At 59.8% G+C, this 18034-nt stretch carries 15 protein-coding genes; 5 read left to right on the forward strand and 10 right to left on the reverse strand.

Annotated features, from left to right (window positions below):
* Positions 1 to 45 precede the first annotated feature (45 nt).
* The 4 genes from ACQRAG_RS01220 to ACQRAG_RS01235 all read left to right on the forward strand — a co-directional run bounded on the left by ACQRAG_RS01220 (position 46) and on the right by ACQRAG_RS01235 (position 5326).
* A complete protein-coding gene (locus ACQRAG_RS01220) occupies positions 46 to 1659 on the forward strand; it encodes a carboxylesterase/lipase family protein (protein WP_427803744.1) in 1614 nt (537 codons plus the stop codon).
* A 70-nt stretch (positions 1660 to 1729) separates the two neighbouring features.
* On the forward strand, positions 1730 to 3301 hold the full coding sequence (locus ACQRAG_RS01225) for an outer membrane homotrimeric porin (protein ID WP_427803745.1): 1572 nt from the start codon (positions 1730 to 1732) through the stop codon (positions 3299 to 3301).
* A 59-nt stretch (positions 3302 to 3360) separates the two neighbouring features.
* Complete coding sequence (locus tag ACQRAG_RS01230) at positions 3361 to 3603, forward strand: 4Fe-4S dicluster domain-containing protein (protein WP_301965009.1); 243 nt, start codon at positions 3361 to 3363, stop codon at positions 3601 to 3603.
* A gap of 1 nt (position 3604) precedes the next feature.
* The gene (locus tag ACQRAG_RS01235) at positions 3605 to 5326 is read left to right on the forward strand and encodes an FAD-binding protein (RefSeq protein ID WP_427803746.1); all 1722 of its coding nucleotides are present in this window, start codon (positions 3605 to 3607) and stop codon (positions 5324 to 5326) included.
* A gap of 266 nt (positions 5327 to 5592) precedes the next feature.
* On the opposite strand, the gene ACQRAG_RS01240 is transcribed toward ACQRAG_RS01235, so the two are convergent.
* Entirely contained in the window at positions 5593 to 6669 is a 1077-nt protein-coding gene (locus ACQRAG_RS01240) for a CapA family protein (RefSeq protein WP_304025678.1), read from the reverse strand.
* Positions 6670 to 6854: 185 nt separating this feature from the next.
* Between ACQRAG_RS01240 and ACQRAG_RS01245 the strand changes: the two genes are divergently transcribed.
* Complete coding sequence (locus tag ACQRAG_RS01245) at positions 6855 to 7295, forward strand: acyl-CoA thioesterase (protein ID WP_168936290.1); 441 nt, start codon at positions 6855 to 6857, stop codon at positions 7293 to 7295.
* 229 nt (positions 7296 to 7524) lie between these two features.
* Here the strand turns inward: ACQRAG_RS01245 and ACQRAG_RS01250 are convergent, their stop codons facing one another.
* The 9 genes from ACQRAG_RS01250 to fdnG all read right to left on the reverse strand — a co-directional run bounded on the left by ACQRAG_RS01250 (position 7525) and on the right by fdnG (position 17902).
* Positions 7525 to 9237, reverse strand: a complete 1713-nt coding sequence (locus tag ACQRAG_RS01250) for a potassium channel family protein (RefSeq protein WP_289616056.1) — start codon at positions 9235 to 9237, stop codon at positions 7525 to 7527.
* Positions 9238 to 9652: 415 nt separating this feature from the next.
* Positions 9653 to 9841, reverse strand: a complete 189-nt coding sequence (locus ACQRAG_RS01255) for a rubredoxin (protein ID WP_168936417.1) — start codon at positions 9839 to 9841, stop codon at positions 9653 to 9655.
* A gap of 54 nt (positions 9842 to 9895) precedes the next feature.
* The gene (locus ACQRAG_RS01260) at positions 9896 to 10297 is read right to left on the reverse strand and encodes a Fur family transcriptional regulator (RefSeq protein ID WP_040369377.1); all 402 of its coding nucleotides are present in this window, start codon (positions 10295 to 10297) and stop codon (positions 9896 to 9898) included.
* A 76-nt stretch (positions 10298 to 10373) separates the two neighbouring features.
* Entirely contained in the window at positions 10374 to 11711 is a 1338-nt protein-coding gene (locus tag ACQRAG_RS01265; RefSeq protein WP_300645715.1) for a glycerate kinase type-2 family protein, read from the reverse strand.
* Between the two features lie 65 nt (positions 11712 to 11776).
* Positions 11777 to 12352 (reverse strand): FmdE family protein, encoded by a 576-nt coding sequence (locus ACQRAG_RS01270; RefSeq protein WP_239465054.1) that lies wholly within the window; start codon positions 12350 to 12352, stop codon positions 11777 to 11779.
* Between the two features lie 314 nt (positions 12353 to 12666).
* Positions 12667 to 13047 carry a cytochrome c3 family protein gene (locus ACQRAG_RS01275; protein WP_168936419.1) on the reverse strand — a complete coding sequence of 127 codons (381 nt, stop codon included), beginning with the start codon at positions 13045 to 13047 and terminating at the stop codon, positions 12667 to 12669.
* 77 nt (positions 13048 to 13124) lie between these two features.
* Positions 13125 to 14084 (reverse strand): formate dehydrogenase accessory protein FdhE, encoded by a 960-nt coding sequence (locus ACQRAG_RS01280; protein ID WP_427803747.1) that lies wholly within the window; start codon positions 14082 to 14084, stop codon positions 13125 to 13127.
* Positions 14085 to 14152: 68 nt separating this feature from the next.
* The gene (locus ACQRAG_RS01285) at positions 14153 to 14812 is read right to left on the reverse strand and encodes a 4Fe-4S dicluster domain-containing protein (RefSeq protein WP_168936421.1); all 660 of its coding nucleotides are present in this window, start codon (positions 14810 to 14812) and stop codon (positions 14153 to 14155) included.
* Positions 14813 to 14860: 48 nt separating this feature from the next.
* The gene (gene fdnG, locus ACQRAG_RS01290) at positions 14861 to 17902 is read right to left on the reverse strand and encodes a formate dehydrogenase-N subunit alpha (RefSeq protein WP_168936422.1); all 3042 of its coding nucleotides are present in this window, start codon (positions 17900 to 17902) and stop codon (positions 14861 to 14863) included.
* Positions 17903 to 18034: the final 132 nt, after the last annotated feature.

Below are 18034 nucleotides of genomic sequence, written 5' to 3' on the forward strand. Positions count from 1 at the left end.
AAATACAATATATTCAAAAAACAATCTATCACAGAGGAGGTACTCATGCATTACTCAAGAAGGAGTTTCATCAAGGGGATGGCGGCATCCGTAGCACTGCCCTTACTTACAGGGACAAGCCTGTCTTTTGCCGCCCCCAAAGCGGGGCCGATTATCCAGACACAAAAGGGGAAAGTTCAGGGGATGGTCGTAGATGGGATTCATGTCTTTTTGGGCGTGCCCTGTGGCAAGCCTCCCTATGAGCCTGTTCGCCGCCTGGGGCTGCCTGAGTTTGTCGATCCCTGGTCAGGGGTCGTCCCCTGCACTCAAAAAGCCTCTCTTCCCTTGCAGGGAGGCGGTGTCATCACTGACGGTGAAGAAGGACAGATGGCTCCTGACGGCAAGCCGCTGCCTGGAAAGAACTCCCGCATCCTCGTCGAAGGCGGTGGCGACTGCCTGCGTCTGAACATCTGGACGCCCGATCCTGGCAAGAATGTCCGCTGCCCCGTGCTGGTCTATATCCCTGGTGGCGGAAGCATGAGCTGCGACAACAGTGAGATCGACGGTACATCTTTTGCCCGCAGCGGGGTCATCGTCGTCACTATCAACTATCGTGTCAATGTTGACGGCTTCATGAAGATTCCCGGGGTGCCCGCCAACCTTGCCATCCGTGACATGCTGTTTGCCACGCAGTGGGTCAAGGAAAATATCGCGGCTTTTGGCGGCGACCCCAACCGCATCACCGTCATGGGCCAGTCTGCCGGGGCTACCCACATTGGTTCCATGCTGGCCTCTCCGTTGGGGGCAGGTCTGTTCGAACAGGCCATCCTGATGAGTGGCTCCCACCTTGCTCAGTGGACTCCTGAGCAGGCCGATACGGCGTCCAGAATCCTCTGTGACTACTGGGGCATCCCCTATACCAAAAAGGCCATCCTCGCCTTGCCTTACGACAAGCTTTTGAACTTCCGCAGGCTGCTGGCAGAAAAAGGCTCAGACCTCGAATGGGCACGGTATACCAACGGGAATACGACGCTCTTCAAGCCCTATGTTGACGGCACCGTCCTGAAGAAGCGTGTCGTTGACAGCGTCGCCGATGGTATGGGGAAAAATGTCTCCGTCATGATCGGATGTACTGCCGATGAATGGCGCTATGTCACTGCGCCTACTGGAGAAATTGACCGTCTTACCCAGAAGGATGTTCAGTTCATCCTTGATGGCATCAAGGCCAACAAGTCGCTTGCTGAAGCCTACCGGAAAAATGGGCGTGGCAAGACGGATGGTGAGATCTATACGGCTCTGCAAAGTGACATCATCTTCCGCATTCCTACCAACCGCCTTCTGGAAGCACGCGCTAAGGGCGGTGGAAAGACATGGGCCTATTCCTTTGAATGGAAAAGTGACGCCTATAATGGAAAGATGGGCGCTGCTCACTGGTGCGACATTCCTTTTGTCTTCGATATGCTGGCTGACAAAAAGGCTTGCGGCGGATATGTAGGCGACAATCCTCCCCAGTCCCTTGCCGACAAGATGCATAAGACCTGGGTAAACTTCATTACATCAGGGAATCCCGGCTGGTCACAGTATGATCTGAAAAACCGGCCTACGATGAAGCTCAACCTTGAATACGCGCTGGCTAATGACCCGTGGCGTAAGGAACGTGAACTCCTCACCCTTCCGTAAAAGCATCCCAAAAACAAAAGAGCATTAACAGCTAGCCCCTGTTAATGCTCTTTATCAAAAGGATTTAGTGATGAAGTATCACCTTGTAAGGAATTTTCTCTGCCTCCTTATTGCGACTGTTCTATATGCAAGCCCTGCGTTCTCCATCGATTTCAAAATTGGCGGTTTTTGGACAATGGCCTTTGGTGTCGGTGATACAGGGCTGACCTCGAAACGAGATGGACAACATGTGAACAACGGTGACGAATTCACAGCCCGCCAGCGCCTCACGCTCATCCTGAGGGCCATTGCTTCTGAAAACCTCGAAGGCCTCGTAGCCTTCAAGATGTCCCCTCAGGTATGGGGAAGTTCGGCAACCGGCGGTGCACTCGGGGCTGATGGCAATGTCGTCAAAATCGCCCAGTCCTATGTGCAGTGGGCCGTACCCGATTCTGACCTGAAGCTCAAAATGGGCCTGCAGTTCGTCACTCTCCCCAATGCAGCAGGCGGAACGGCCATCCATGATAACCGCGTGGCAGCTACCGTCGCCAACTATAAAATATCCGATCAGATCGGCGTAACAGCGCTCTGGATGCGCCTGCTCAATGACAACTATGGAGGAGGAGATTTCCGCTCAGACCAGAATACCGGCATCAGATCCAAGGATGGTCAAAACTTCCTGGATAACATGGACCTCTTTTTCCTGAGCGTCCCCATGAATTTTGATGGCATCAAATTTGAGCCTTGGGCCATGTACGGCATCCAGGGGCGCAATGCCGCCTATTTCGACACCTACTATGACAACTGGTTCGCTGATGGTGCTCCAGCTGTCGCGACCACGCCCTTCCTGGCTCGCCTGGAAGGCGGCGATGGTCTGAATATCCGCAACCTTAATCCTACCTCAAAGCCTTATGGCAATATGTTCTGGCTCGGTCTGCCTGTGACCATCTCCGAATGGGATCCCCTGAACATAGAGTTCGACTTCAACTACGGCTTTGTTGAATCCATGGGCCGGTTTGATGTTGCTGCCCGCAACAACTGGGATGACGTACGGCGCGGCAGCATGCAGCGGCAAGGCTGGCTAGCCAAGGCCCTGATCGAATACAAGATGGACTGGGGCACTCCTGGTATCTTTGGCTGGTACGCTTCGGGTGACGATGGCAACGTCAAAAATGGCTCTGAGCGTTTGCCCTCCCTCTGTGCCTATGGCAACTTTACCTCTTTCATGGGATACGGGCAAGGATTGAGCTGGGAATCTTCATGGTTCCTGCGCGCCAAGACGCTGAGTTATGCTGGTACGTGGGGTATCGGTGCACAGCTGAAAGATGTCAGCTTCATTGATAATCTCAAGCATACGCTGCGTGTTGCCTACTGGGGCGGGACCAACAGCCCCTCAATGGTCAAGTACATGACGCATGCTAATGCCTGGGAAAGTTCTACTAACCGTTACGACAGCCTCTACCTTACGACCAACGACGGCTTGCTGGAGTTCAACTTCCTCACCAACTGGCAGATCTATGACAACCTCGAATGTGTCGCGGAGCTGGGCTACATCGCCAACTTCATGGACGATGCGACCTGGAAGAAGGACTATTCCGGGTTTGGAAGCTACCAAAAGCAAGATGCTTGGAAAGCCCAAGTGTATTTCCAGTATACATTCTAACACATTATCATGATTAAAATGGGGTGCGGCCCAGCCGCACCCCAGGGAGGTACAGCCCAATGATTTTTTCCATCTCTCCAGCCATCTGTACCGGCTGCGGCGCCTGCGTGGAAAAGTGTCCTCTGGACGCCCTGCGGCTCGGTGAGGACGGCAAGGCCTTCATCGCCTATGCCGACGACTGTATGACCTGCTACATCTGTGAACGGCTGTGTCCGTCAGGCGCCATCTTCGTGCACCCGTTCCGCGAAGAACTGCCGCCTGTTTTCCCCGATATCCCCAAGGCTCTGGGCGGAGGACTGTAAGATGAACATGCATCATATCACGACGGACGTCCTGATCATGGGCGGCGGTTCCGCCGGCCTGTGGGCCGCCTACCGCTGTTCCGAACTGGCCCCTGAAGCCCGCATCTGCATCGTGGACAAGGGCCCCCGCGACTGGGGCGGTCTGATGACCATGGCGGGCGGCGACTTTGAAGCCGTCCTCCCCCCGGACAACGTGGACGAGTGGGTTCAGGACTTCATCTATTATTTCGACGGCCTCTGCGACCAGGACCTCATGGAAGAGATCCTGAAGCGCTCTGCCGACCGTCTGCATGACTACGAACGCTTCGGCTGCGAATTCTTCAAGAAAGAAGACGGCAGCATGAAATACGTCCCCCAGCGGGGACTGGACCATGTGAAGCTGTACCCGGCCCAGCTCAAGGGCCGTGGCGGTGAACTGATGGTCAAGAACATCGTGCGCCAGCTCAAGCAGCGCTCCGTGGAGCGGGTGGGACGCATCCTGCTGACCGAGCTGCTGCAGCAGGACGGCCGCGTCTGCGGCGCCCTGGGCTTCGATACCATCAACGGCGATTTTTACCGCTTCGACGCCCGGGTGGTCATTGCCGCCAGCGGCATGGGCGGCTGGAAGACCTCGTACGGCAAGAACACGCCTACCGGCGAGACCATGCAGATGACCTATGAGGCCGGCGCGGTCCTGCAGAACCTGGAATTTGCCCGTGTCTGGAACATGCCCCGCCTCTTCGGCTGGGAAGGCCAGACCGTGCTGATGCCTCTGGGCGCGCGCTTCGTCAATGCCGCAGGCGAGCCCTTCATGGAGCGCTACTCTCCCGTGCTGGGCTCCAATACCGACCCCCACTACACCACCATGGCCATGGCCATGGAGATCCGGGCCGGTCGCGGTCCCATCACCTTCGACCTGAGCCGCATCCAGCAGGAGAACCTGATCCTGCTGCGTCCCCAGAACGGCTGGCAGAAGCTGAACTATGACAAGCTTTCCGCCCTGGGGCTGGACCTGTTCCGGGATTCCACGGAATGGGTGCCCCAGATGACCGTTTCTTACGGCGGTCTGCGGGCCGATGCCTGGGGCAACACCAATCTGGAAGGCCTTCTGGCTGCCGGTACGGCCCGTGCCACCGAGCCCGGTGTCTACGCCGGCGGCTTTGCCCTGATGACCACGTCCGTGCTGGGCCATATGGCCGGTGAGAATGCGGCCCGCCTGCTCCAGACGCTGCCGGAAGTCAAGAGCGACCTGTCCGACGCGGAAATCACTGCCCGCCAGCAGGCCCTGTTCGCTCCTCTGGGCAAGGAAGGTCTCACTCCCAAGGAAGTGCTGACCTCCATCCAGAAAACGGTCTTCCCCTACGGGGTCTCCATCCTCAAGAACGAACGTAGCCTTCAGGCCGCGCTCAAGGAACTGGAGCGCATCCGGGAAGAAGACCTGCCGCGTATGGTTGCGACGGATCCTCACTACCTGCTCAAGCTGCATGAGACCCGTGGTGTGGCCTTTGTCAGCGAAATGTACGTCCGGGCCTCTCTGGAACGCAAGGAGACCCGTGCGGGCCATTACCGCGAAGATTACCCCGTGCGTGACGATTCCCAGCTGGCCTGGCTCTGCCTGCGCAAGGATGCGGACAGCAAACCGGAATTCTTCCGCGTCCCCGTGCCGCTGGAAAAGTACAAGCACCCTGTGACCCGGTACTACCAGGACAACTTCGCTTTCCCGACCAGCGAAAGCGCCAAGTAATCCCCACCTCCTAGACGGCCCGATGCCATGCCCTCCCCCGGGCAGGAGGCACCCCCGCTTCCTGTCAGACGAAGAGGCGGCAGGAATACCTGCCGCCTCTTCTATTTTGCCCGATACCTGTCCGGCTCCCCGGACAGGCATCGTGTCCCTGCATGTATCTTTTTTTAAAACCGGCTGACCAGGATATGGTCGACCAGGCTTTCTGCCTTCCCCATCGCCGCATTCTGGCTGCAGTCCTGCCCGGTCGCCCACAGGCCCTGCAGAGCCTAAAGATTTTTCCAGAACAGGAACAATGAGCCCAGCCCGAATCCTTCATCGGCCTTTTCCTGTTCGTTCCCTTCCACCGGAGGCTGGCCGACGATGGCGGCAGCCCTGGCCCCCAGATCCTGCACCTGCCGCAGCACGCTTTCGTCCATGCGGTACAGGGAAAACTGCCAGTTTTTGGTCTTCCCATACAGCCAGCAGGCGGATTTGCCGCCGGTAGCCATATCGAGACGGATGGACAGCAGGCGCACATCGCTCCGGCTCCGCCAGCCTCGGTTGCCGCCGAACAAAAAATTCCCCAGTCCCCAGGCCACGAAGGTCTTGCGCGGCGAGGCCTCGAGGGTCTCGAACCCGCCGTAGCAATGGCTGTGGGCGAAAAGGATGATGTCCGCCCCTGCGGCGGCAAACCAGTCCGCCCAGAGCCGCTGGCGATCCGAAGCCTCGGAAAAACCTTCGTTCCCGTCATGGGAATACAGGATGATACAGGCCTCCGGCTCCCGGGCACGCAATGTCCGCACGGCTTCCAGCAGCTGGGGATAGGACAGTGTGACGATCCGGGGCCCGCTGCCTATCTGCGACATGGGCGATCCCGTCAGCAGATAGACCGGCGGCTCTCGTTGGGGCAAAAGCGACAGGGGCGCGAAGGTACCGCGTTCATGCAGGCCGTTGTGGCGGATACGGGCCCCTTCCAGCACCGCCATCAAATTGGCCGCGCCCTCTTCCAGCCCGTCGAACACATGGTTGTTGGCGGTGCAGGCAGCGCCATTGGCAAACGCCATCTGGGGGAACAGCAGCCCGTCGGCATGGAAGACGAAGGTATTCTGCTTGGAGACGGAAGAAAGACCGGCGATCTCGCAGTTCCACAGAAAAATGTCCGCCTGCTCCAGACGCCGGCGGGTCAGGGGCCCGAAAAGCTCTCCAGCCTGGGGCGCTTCGAGCATCCGGCCGCCCAGCAGCACATCTCCGGCCGCCAGGATCTCCAGCACGCCTTCCGCGGCCATGACCGGCCCCGACAACAGCAGGAGCAAGCCCGCACATCCCAACCATTTTACCCATGCCATGGTCATGCGCTGCACCATGATGCTCCTTCCCTCCTGTCCCGAATACATCTCTGTTCCCCTCTACGCCGGGGCAGCAGGACAGACAAGCGAAATCTCTCCGACAGGCAGCAGAGGCAGGCAAAAGGCGCATGGCCTTTCCCCGTGGAGAGGTATATGCTGCCTTCTGCACGGCAGGCAGCACCCGGCCCTGCCAAGGAGGAACCATGCGCATCTTCACCCAGGAAATCATCGTCGCTCCCCAGCATATCGACATCCAGAACCGCGTCAGCAACCTGTGCTATGTGCAGTGGATGCAGGATCTGGCCATCAACCACTCCACTGTCCAGGGCTGGGGCGTGGAACGCTACGAAGCGGAAGGGCACGGCTGGGTCGTCCGCCAGCATACCATCACCTACAAACGCCCTGCCCTTGCCGGAGATGTCATCACCGCCGCCACCTGGGTGGCCGAGCTTGCCTCCCGCCAGAGCCTGCGCCGCTATCTGTTCTGGCGCGCCGCCGATCGCAGCGTCCTGGCCGAAGCGGCCACGGTCTGGGTCTATATCGACATGGCGACCGGCCGGCCTTCCCGCCTGCCCGCTTCCCTGCAATCGGCCTTCGAGGTCGTGGCAGACGACAAGGAAGTCTTGCAGCTCCTGCAGGGCTAGCCGTCACAAAAGGCAAGTCTGCCTGTTTTCAGTATATTTCCCCCGCTCTCCTGTCCATGACAGAACGGGACAGACCGCTGCATGTCGAGCCGCGAAAGAAACCTGGCGACCATCTGCGACCTTTCCCGGTGGGCAGGTCGCAAAAAAGGGAGGCAGACGGATCTCCCTCCCGTTGTGATGGCGGATGGCTGCATACTGCGGCTGCGAATCCCTGAGCCGCTGCGATGCCTCAGCTCAAATCAGCATCGGCACAGGCCAGATTGCTGTCGATGCCGTAACGTTCGCGGAAGCGCTCCTCGGCCTCAGAGTCGCCGATGAGATAAAGGGCATCCCCCAGAGCGAAGATATAGCCCGGATCAGGGTTGACGTGCATGGTGCCGGTATTGTCGCGCACGGCCAGCACACTGCACTTGGTCTTGTTGCGGATGCCGCATTCCATCAGGCTCTTGCCCTGCAGCTGTCCGCGGATGGTATAGCGGAAGACGAGCAGGCGCTCATTCAGCATCATCATCTTGTCCGGAGCCAGCAGATTGATGATGCTGTTGCTCACCAGCGAAGCCAGGGAAAGCACCTGGTCCGCACCGGCGCTGTGCAGGCCGTTGACGTTACGGTCCAGCGAGGCACGGCAGAGGATCTGGGCATCCGGCCGCAGACGACGGCTGTAGATGGTCAGATAGATATTGGCGTCATCGTCATGGGTGGTGATGATGATGGTGCGCGTCTTGCGGATGCCGGCCTTTTCCAGAACGGCAAGATCCGCGGCATCCCCGTGCACATGGGGGATGGCGCCGGAATTGATGTGCGGCTGCCGGTCCACGATCACCGCAGGGATCTTGCGGCGTGCCAGATTCCGCGCCACGGCAAGGCCCACCCTGCCGCCGCCCAGGATGACCACGGGCACGTTCTCCATCTCTGCCTTTTCCGGCTCGCTGATCAGGCGGTCGAACGTCCGCACCTGTTTTTCCGTACCGGCCACCACCAGCACGCTGCTTTCCGTGAACATGGTATGCGGCCCGGGCAGCTGGAAAGCACCGCGATCCCAGACGCCGACCACGTTGATGCCCGTCCGTTCGCGCAGGCTGCAGTCCAGCAGGGTCTTGCCGGCCAGACTGCTGTGCATCACCGGGGCTTCCGCCACCACCAGACGGCCGAAGCGGCCCATGATGCTGGCCCGCTGGGACGAGCGGACCACCCGTCGGGCCATGGCCTCACCCAGCACATTATGGAACTGGAACACCCTGTTGCATCCTGCCAGGCGCAGGATGTCCGTCGCATCGGGATTTTCCACCCCCGCGGCGATGACCACCTGGGGCGCGGCTTCACGGGCCGAGAAGACGATGTTGGTACTGCGGATGTCCGTATCCATGACCACCAGCATGGCGGCCGTATCGGCGTGCAATTTCTGGTAGGTCTTCACGTCGTCATGGTCACCGGCAGCCACTTCATAGCCCTGGTCGAGCAGGTCCAGACCGGTCTGGGGATCATTGCACAGCAGCACACGCCGGATACCATGGCGCGCCAGGTCATCGGCCAGGTTGAGGGTGATGGGGCCGCTTCCGGCGATCAGCACATGCCCCCTGATCCCGGCGGGCAGACGGCGCGGCACCATGTCCTTTTTCTGGCTTTCCAGCCACGGCATGTAAAAATGCTGGATGAAGGTGAAGGGCATCATGATCAGGAAAAAGATCACGCCCGACATGAGCACGACGATGGAAAAGATGCGGCCCGGATCCGAGGAAAAAGTGATGTCCCCAAAACCGAGCGTGGACATGACCGTCAGCGTCCAGTAGACCCCGGTGATCCAGGAATGTTCCTTCCCTTCATATTCCATGAGCCAGTGGAAGATGACGCTGTAAGCGGCGATCATGATGCACAGGGTAATGAAAAAGCGCCGCAGCACGATCATATTGTGCTTTGCGCCGCGCTCGTGCAAAAAAGTCATGATCTGTGATGGTAGATATTTCATGCGCACCAGTCTGTTGCTGAAACAAGGTATTTTTTGAAGATACCAAAACAGTCAGGCTACGCAAGCATCTCTTTACCGCCCTGCCCGAGCAGGACAACGGATGCCGGATGGGAGGAGATGTTTGGCAGATGCGGACAGAAGAACCATGCTCCTGTCCCCTGCGCAAGGCAGAGAAGCTGTTTCCCCTGCCCTCCGGTATCCTTCTGTCAGGCCAACATCCGGCGGCAGCGGCCAGCGGCACTGGACGGGGCTGTTATGATGCGAACCCGGCATGCATGATGCTTGCCCATAAAAAAAGACACCCGCATACCGGGTGTCTTTTACTCCGTGCCTGCACGGTACAGTCACAGCCATCATAAAAAAGACGCCCCGAAGGGCGTCCTTGCGAATGCTAATTTTCTTCCGAGAGGCGACGGAAACTTTTCTTTGCCGCGCCACAGACCGGACAGCGCCAGTCATCGGGAAGGTCCTCGAATTTGGTACCGGCAGGGATCTTGTGGCGTCTGTCGCCACGATCCGGGTCGTAGACATAACCGCAATTCACCATCTGGCAACGCCACATGTCCTGAGCTTCAGCCATAACAATCTCCTTTGAGGGATCGGGACGGACAAAGTCCGTCCCGGAAGCGTGTGCTTACTTCAAGCCCTTGGCGGCGCAGGCTTCACAAATACCGTCAAATTCCACACGGGAATCGACGATGGAATAAAAGCCTTCTACCTGCATGCCTGCCACAGAGGGTACAGGCAGGGGTTGCATGACATCACCTATGCGCCCGCAATGGATGCAGCGCACATGCTGATGCCAAGAAATATCGCCATCGAACCGTTTTGTCGTCCCTGCCGCTTCGAGCCTGCGTATCTCGCCGGTATCCGCCAGGAAATCGAGGTTGCGGTATACCGTGCCGAGGCTGATGCGGGGCAGGCGCTCACGAACGATGCTGTACAGTTCATCCGCTGTGGGGTGTGTTTTGACTTTTCTCAGTTCTTCAAGGATGACAGCACGTTGCCTAGTCATTCTGGTCTGTGGTTGGGCCATAGCAAACTCCAAGTATTTAATAAACATTACTATTTAAATCTGTCATTGTCAAGCTATGACCGCAAAGAAAAAACTTTTACTGAGCCTTTTCCGGCCAGACCAGCAGCACGGCCAGATCCATCACATTCGTCCGTGTGGGACCGGTCCGCAGCAGGGCACCGCAATGGTGAAGTATCGGATAACTATCATTTTCTTCCAGGGCATGACGTGCCTGCTCCATCCCCGTCACAGCCAGATTCCCGGCCCAGGCGCATCCTCCGGCAGCGTCCGTAGGGCCATCGGTGCCGTCCGTACCGGCAAACAGGGCGCAGACATGCGGGCAGTCCTGCAAGGCCAGGCTGGCTGCCAGCGCCATTTCCTGATTGCGCCCTCCCCTGCCCCCGCCGCGGAGCGTCACCGTCGTCTCACCACCGGCCAGCAGGCAGAGAGGCTGTGCATCCGCCGACAGTTCGGCCGCCATCCGCCGGGCCTGCGCCACCAGCAGGGCCGCCTGCTCCCGGGCTTCCCCCACCATTTTGTCCGTCAGGATGACAGGACGGAAGCCCTGCTGCCGGGCCTGCTCCGCCGCCGCATCCAGGGCCTGCCGGTTGGTGGCGACCAGGGCATTCTGCACATGCCGGAACAAGGCATCCCCCGGCTTGGGCGTCTCGGCATCCTGACGCAGACAGCCTTTTTGAAGATGATCCAGGACAGCAGGCGGCATGGCCGGTGCCAGCTCGTAGCGGGCAAGGATGTCCATGCAGTCCGCAAACGTCGAAGCATCGGGCGCTGTGGGACCTGAGGCGATGACATCCAGAGCGTCCCCCACCACGTCGGAAACGATCACGCTCACCACCCCGGCCGGAGCAGCCGTCCGGGCCAGCTGGCCACCGCTGAAACGGGACAGATGCTTCCTGACGGCATTGAGTTCCGCGATGGTCGCGCCGCTGCGCAGCAGCAGCTCCGTCACCTGCTGCATGTCTTCCAGAGTGACGCCGGGCACCGGGGCCGGCGTCAGGGCACTGGCCCCGCCTGTGAGCAGACAGAGGACAAGATCGTCTGCCGTCGTCCCGGCGGCCAGCTCCAGCAATGCCTGTGTGGCTGCTGCGCCTGCCGCGTCCGGGACAGGATGGGCGGCCTCCACCTGAGTGATCTGCCGTAACGGCAGACCGTGACCGTACTTGACCACCAGCAGCCCGCTATGGATGCGATCCCCCAGCAGCTCTTCCACGGCAGCGCCCATGGGCGCGACCCCTTTGCCGGCTCCCAGCACCAGCAAACGGCCCCGGTGCGGCAGCGGCCAACGTTTCCCGTCCACAAGCAGGCTGTCGCCTTCCAGACAGACATGACGCATCAGGGCCGCATCGGGAGCCACAGCCCGCACCCCGGCATCAAAAATGGAATACAGTACGGCTTTGCGGGCTTCCAGTTCCATCACGCTCTCTCCTGAAAAGAAAAGGCCCACGGCGGTATGCTTTCCGTGGGCCCAGAACGACAGGGCTATTCCTTTCCGGCAAGGTAGGGGCCATCCCCCTGACAGCGACGGCACAGATCGCCCAGCACTGCCGGATACCATTCCCCGCAGCGCGGACAACGACGCACGACGCCTTTCCCCTTCTTCACCAAAAAGTCAGGATGGATACGCACAGGGGCGGCCTGGAGCAGGTCCATGCCGGCCGTGCGGATCTCTTCACGCAGCAGTTCCGGTTCCTGCTCACGCTTGGGCTTTTCCTTGAGGAACCAGGCCCGCACATGCGGATAGGCATCCAGGGCCTCCACGTTGAGACGGACGCGCGTCCCTTCCCCCGTATATTTGTCATACAGGGAAAGGGCATAAATACCAAAATGATAGACCTTCAACCAGCCGTTGCCCACCGTGCAGGGGGTCAGCAGCTGGATGGCATCCGGGAGACACTGGACCGTTTCCGAAACGGCGTCGTACAGGATGCCTTCCGGCAGGGTACGCCGTGCCATTTCCACCATATATCCGCCGATGATGACCCCGGGGGCCACATGGCCATGAAAATCCTTTACCACGGCCACAAAGGCATCGTGATCCCACTTTCCGATCCGCATGCGTGTCTCCATTGAAAATCCTGCGGCTCTTCCGCATATTGCCCGACCATCCGCGGGCTTCCTCTCCGGCCTTTCGGGAAAGGCCAAAATCCGAAAGTCCAGGCACGCAAGGACACCAGACAGGCCGCCTGCCGTGCCGAAGGACCTATTGTATAAAGATACCCGCTTGTTGTAGCCCTGTAAACTGCATGGGCCGGAAAAACCTTCCGAAAAGGAACGATCAAGCGCGCATACCCGCACCCGGCAACCGTCCGGGCTCCAGAAAAAACTGCCCCGCAGGATCTCTCCCTGCGGGGCAGCAGACAGACTGTAACTTACTTTCCTTCGGCTCCGCCGCCCTGGGGAGGCATGTGGCACGGACGGCAGCCCGGTCCCAGCATGGCCGTATGGCAGCCATAGCAGGAACGCTCGGAATTCTTGGTATGATACGCCCAGAACAGGCTCTGGGGATCACGCTCCCGCGTCCCCTTCAGGGAGTGGCATTCCTCGCTTGCGCCACAGGACACATAGGCATCCTTGGCATCAGAGGGGGCCGCGTGATGACAGACGTCGCACTCCACGCTCTCATGGGTAGCGTGGTTGAACTTCACCCACATCTTTTTATGCTCCGAGCTCTTGAGCTCGATGGGCTTGTCCGGAGCCTTGGCGTCGCCAGCCACGGCCCAGGTGGCCGCGCCGCCGATCAATGACAGCATACATATCGCAATGAGCGCTCGTTTCATGCGTTACCTCGTAGTGACCGCTGGCCGCAAGGCAGCCACGGCAGCTCGTGCTAAAACGTGTTCCAGAAAGCGGGATGGATGGGCTGCAGGCCTTTTTTGGCCGCGACCATATCCATATGGAGCATCCCCAGCGCCAGGACGTCCAGATCGGGCGTCGTATCGCGCTCACGCAAGTCCACCGCCGGGCAGTAGGTCTTGCAGCGGGTGCACCAGTCCAGGCGCTCGCCCAGGGCATTCCCCGCTTCTTTCAGGATCTCCATGACACCTGCCCCTTCTTCGCCGCAGAAGGGGCAAGCCCCTCGGCGGAAGGTCCAGTCCGTGCCGCACAGCGAACAGTGAAGGTGCTTTTTGCCGCCACCGCCCGCCAGGAACGCGTTTTTCTCATCAAAAACAGGCCGGTCCAGATACGCTATGGAAGGCCCGGATCCGCAGACAGGGCAATAGCCCTGCCGCCAGGCACCTTCCACGTTCCAGGGAGCCTCCTTCCCGTTCCCGTGCGGCGACAGCTCCACCAGGGCCCGCAGGACAGGCCCCAGCATAAAGCTGAACGCGAACAGCAGCACCTGCACAGGGATATCCAGATGCGCCGCTATCTTTCCCACGCTTTCGGCACTCTCGGCCGTCTCATTGAGCACGGCTTCCGCCAGGGCCACCGGAGCCTCAGGCCCCTGTGCAGCATCCAGGAAGAACGCCCGCAGCTTCGCCTCATGCGGCCTGACCACATCCTGGGCCGCAAGCAGCGGGATCAGGGTCTCGGCCGCGGCCCTGAGGGCTGTCCCGATACCGGCAAGCGACATCTCCGCCAGCAGCGGATAGCCCTGTGCGGCCCGCTCACGCTGCATCTCGGGCAGACGGATGCCGGCAGATTCCAGCAGGGGCTTGAGCTGTTCGGGCAGCGCGGCCCGGGCAGCCAGCAGCGGGGCAAAGGCTTGCAGGACAGGGGACAGGACAGGACGGCGGGCAAGGATACCGCTGACGGTTTCTTCCACTCTTTGACAGGATGCGGCCATGGATACTCCGGCTAACGAAGCCTGCGGGCTTCGGAGAGAGGGTGGGAACGGGGAGAAGGCAACGACATTTAGCCGAAGGTCGCGTATTCGTGATAAAACTCGGCTTCCTCCGCAAGCAGGTAGATCACGCTGACTTCGTCAGGATCTGCCAGGAATGCCTTGGGATGAGTCTTTTTGACGACCTCCAGCCGCTTTTTGGCAAGGGCCAGGATCTCGTCCCGTTCGCCAAAGGCCATGGCCCCGGTGGGGCAGGTCTTGACGCAGGCGGGCAGCATCCCGGCAGCGACGCGGTCGGCGCACATGTCGCACTTGGCAAGGGTCTTTTTGACCTTGTCATACCTGGGGATATTGTACGGACAGGCATGGATGACGTCTGCCATGTCCTGCTCGCTGAGCTTCTTGATCTTGTCGGTCACCAGCACGGCACCGGTCTTGGGATCCTTGATCATGGCGCCGGGCACGGCCATGTCGGCCACGTCCACGCAGATGGGCGTGACGCAGTGGCGGCACTGGTCCGGGAAGAAGTTCCAGACCACATTGCCCTGCTTGTCCAGATGCTCGTGGAAACGAACGATCTTGTAGTTGTTGGGGTTCAGATCCGGCGGATTCTGATGGCTCCCCCGCTGCTTGGTCTCGTTGGCGGGCAGATCGTGCCATTCCTTGCAGGCAAGCTGACAGCCGCGGCATGCCGTGCAGCGTGTGGTATCGACTAAAAATGCTTTCGGCATATCTTTGCTCCTTGGGGGGCGTGCCCCGAAGGGCACGCCCGGTGCTGGTTAAGCAATTTCCGTCAACTTGTCCGCCTTGCGGATGTTCACACAACAGGCCTTCGCTTCGGGGATGGTCGTGTTGGGGTCACAGGCCACAATGGTCAGACGGTTGGTGGAGTCGCCGCATTTCGGCGTCGTCCAGCCATAAGCAAAGGGCATACCGATCAGATGGACTGTCTTGCCCATGACCTTGAACGGACGGATGCGGACCGTCACCATGGCAATGGCTTCCACCCTGCCGCGGGCGCTTTCCACGATCACGCCGTCACCGTTGGCGATACCCTTTTCCTTGGCCAGCTCGGGGCTCATCTCCACGTAGAGCTGGGGCTCGGCTTCAAGCAGGTTGGGCACGTTGCGGGTCTCACCGCCGCCACACCAGTGTTCCGTCATGCTGTAGGTCGTCAGCACGATGGGATACTTGGGATCGGCAGCCTTGGCCAGTTTGTCCATATCACTGGTATGGAACTTGTAGACCGGGCTGCTCAGCTGCTTGGAGAAGGGATGCTGCGCCACGGGCGTTTCCGCCGGTTCGTAATGCTCGGGGAACGGGCCGTCCAGACGGCCGGGGCCGTACAGCTGGGCGTAACCGTCCGTCGTCATGATGTAGGCCAGCTTGCCGTTCTTGGTATCGGCCTGCGGCGCCCAGGGGCCGTCCGGCACGTCGCCCACCCACTTCTTGCCGTCCCATTCGATAACGGCCTTCTTGGGGTTGTAGGGCTTGCCGTTCAGGTCCACGGAAGCGCGGTTGTACAGGATGCGCCGGTTGACCGGCCAGCACCACGACCAGTTGGGATACAGGCCGATGGCGGCCTGCATGGGCGTCTGGGTCGGGTCGCGCCGCTTGGACTTGTTGCCTTCATCCTCCGTATAGCTGCCGGTGTACAGCCAGTTGAGGGACGAGGTGGAGCCGTCGGCCTGCAGGTTGCCGAACGCCGGGACCAGGTCGCCCTTCTTGTACAGGCGGTTGCCGATCTTGGTATCGGCCCAGAAGAAGCCGTTGATGCGGCGGGTCCATTCTTCGGGGTCGTACTTTTCGGGCCAGTTCATCTTCAGCAGGGCTTCGGGCAGCTTGCCGCCCTCGGCCTTGTACAGCTCGCGCAGCTTGTTGATCAGCGGCACGAACATGTCGGCGAAGTTGCGGGCTTCACCGGCGGGTTCCACGGCCTTGTCGAACCACAGCAGCCAGCGGCCGCTGTTGCTGATGGTACCGGCCTTTTCCACACGATGCGCCGACGGCAGCAGGAAGACTTCGGTCTTCATCTTCTTGGGGTCGACGCCGGGACGGTGCCAGTTGTCCGTGGTTTCGGAATTGTGCAGCTCGGCGCAGACCATCCAGTCCAGATTGTCCAGAGCCTTGCGCATCTTGTTGGTGTTGGGGAAGCTGTTCATGGGGTTGACGCCGAAGACAAAACCACCCTTGATCTTGCCCTGATACATCTTGTCCATGACATACATGTACGAGTAGTCCGCTCCGGGCTCGCCCTTGGGCAGCAGGCCGTAGCAGAAGTCATTTTCCGGTTTCGCCTCTTCACCGTACCAGCCCTTGAGCAGGCTGGCGAAGTACTTGGGCCGGTTGCCCCACCAGTTGGCACTGTTGGGGATCTTGGTGACCGGGGTATTGGCCTTGTTGAACTGGGCCAGGGTCTGCCAGGGAGCCAGCGGCAGGCCGATATAGCCGGGCAGCACATGGTACAGCAGGGCATGGTCCGTGGAGCCCTGCACGTTGGGCTCGCCACGCAGGGCGTTGATGCCGCCGCCGGCCACACCGATGTTGCCCAGCAGCAGCTGCACCAGCGTGGAGCAGCGGATGTTCTGCACACCCACGGTATGCTGGGTCCAGCCCAGGGCATACAGGATGGTGCCGGCCTTGTCGGGCTTGCCGGTGGCACAGAACTGCTTGTAGACCTTGAGCAGGTTCTCTTCGGAAACACCCGTGATGTCGGAGACGTTCTTCAGGGTGTAACGCGAATAGTGCTTCTTCATCAGGTTGAAGACGCAGCGTTCGTGCTTCAGCGTGGCGTCACGCAGCGGAGCGCCGTCCGGGCCCTTTTCAAAGCCCCACTTGCTCTGGTCATACTTGCGCGCCTTGGCGTCATAGCCGCTGAAAAGGCCATCCTTGAAGTCATAGCCCTTGCCGACGATGAACGAGGCGTTGGTATAGTTGACGACGTAATCGTGGAAATAGCTGTTCGATTCCAGGATATAGTTGACCATACCGCCCAGGAACGCGATATCCGTACCGGAGCGCAGCGGCACATGATAATCGCAACGGGCGGACGTACGGGAGAACTTGGGGTCGACGTGGATAAGCGCCGCACCGTTGTCCTTGGCCCGCATGATCCATTTGAACGAAACAGGATGATGTTCAGCGGCATTGCTGCCGATAATAAGAACCACGTCGGCATTCTTGATGTCGATCCAGTGGTTGGTCATAGCACCGCGTCCGAACGACTCTGCCAGAGCCGCAACAGTGGGGCTGTGTCAGACCCGGGCCTGGTGGTCCATCTGGACAACACCCAGGCCGCGCATGGCTTGATGGATAACGGCGCATTCCTCGTTGGAGGCATGCGAGGTGCCCATCATGAAAATGCTTTCCAGACGGTTGACCGTCTGGCCTTTGCTGTTTTTGAGGATAAGATCCTTGTCACGCGTATCCTTCACGCGACGGGCGATCTTTTCCAGCATCCATCCCCAGTCCTTCTCTTCCCACTTTTCACTGTAGGGCGCCCGGTACAAAGGCTTGGTGAGGCGGTGCGGGTTCGTGTACATGGAGAACAGGGCTGCGCCCTTGGCACACAAGGCACCTTCGTTGACAGGGAAGTCAGGGTCGCCTTCCGTACTGACGAGCTTGCCGTCGCGCACGTAAGCGATGACCTGACAGCAGACGGCGCAGAACGGACAAATCGTGATGACTTCCTTCGCGCCTTCTATCTTGAGACTCCCGGCATAGGCCTGGGCCTCGCCGAGGTTGAAACCGAACTGGCTGAGCGAGAGACAGAGTGCACTCACGCCTGCCAGTTTCAGGAATCCCCTTCGTGTGTAGCTCATAGGCTTCCTCTCCTGGGTCAGGATGAAACAGGGAACATGCCGGAGGGAGTGCTTGCCTGACGGCTGCGAGCTCCGGCACGTTTTTTCTGTGAAGCGTTCCTGAAACAAGGCGCCCCACAAAAAATATTTTAT

Origin of the sequence: Desulfovibrio sp. SGI.230 (assembly GCF_050313065.1) — a bacterium.
GTDB lineage: Bacteria > Desulfobacterota > Desulfovibrionia > Desulfovibrionales > Desulfovibrionaceae > Desulfovibrio.

Coding starts and splice junctions, on each gene's coding strand:
- ACQRAG_RS01220 (WP_427803744.1), top strand. CDS start 46: ATGCATTACTCAAGAAGGAGTTTCATCAAGGGGATGGCGGCATCCGTA.
- ACQRAG_RS01225 (WP_427803745.1), top strand. CDS start 1,730: ATGAAGTATCACCTTGTAAGGAATTTTCTCTGCCTCCTTATTGCGACT.
- ACQRAG_RS01230 (WP_301965009.1), top strand. CDS start 3,361: ATGATTTTTTCCATCTCTCCAGCCATCTGTACCGGCTGCGGCGCCTGC.
- ACQRAG_RS01235 (WP_427803746.1), top strand. CDS start 3,605: ATGAACATGCATCATATCACGACGGACGTCCTGATCATGGGCGGCGGT.
- ACQRAG_RS01240 (WP_304025678.1), bottom strand. CDS start 6,669: ATGGTGCAGCGCATGACCATGGCATGGGTAAAATGGTTGGGATGTGCG.
- ACQRAG_RS01245 (WP_168936290.1), top strand. CDS start 6,855: ATGCGCATCTTCACCCAGGAAATCATCGTCGCTCCCCAGCATATCGAC.
- ACQRAG_RS01250 (WP_289616056.1), bottom strand. CDS start 9,237: ATGACTTTTTTGCACGAGCGCGGCGCAAAGCACAATATGATCGTGCTG.
- ACQRAG_RS01255 (WP_168936417.1), bottom strand. CDS start 9,841: ATGGCTGAAGCTCAGGACATGTGGCGTTGCCAGATGGTGAATTGCGGT.
- ACQRAG_RS01260 (WP_040369377.1), bottom strand. CDS start 10,297: ATGGCCCAACCACAGACCAGAATGACTAGGCAACGTGCTGTCATCCTT.
- ACQRAG_RS01265 (WP_300645715.1), bottom strand. CDS start 11,711: ATGGAACTGGAAGCCCGCAAAGCCGTACTGTATTCCATTTTTGATGCC.
- ACQRAG_RS01270 (WP_239465054.1), bottom strand. CDS start 12,352: ATGCGGATCGGAAAGTGGGATCACGATGCCTTTGTGGCCGTGGTAAAG.
- ACQRAG_RS01275 (WP_168936419.1), bottom strand. CDS start 13,047: ATGCTGTCATTGATCGGCGGCGCGGCCACCTGGGCCGTGGCTGGCGAC.
- ACQRAG_RS01280 (WP_427803747.1), bottom strand. CDS start 14,084: ATGGCCGCATCCTGTCAAAGAGTGGAAGAAACCGTCAGCGGTATCCTT.
- ACQRAG_RS01285 (WP_168936421.1), bottom strand. CDS start 14,812: ATGCCGAAAGCATTTTTAGTCGATACCACACGCTGCACGGCATGCCGC.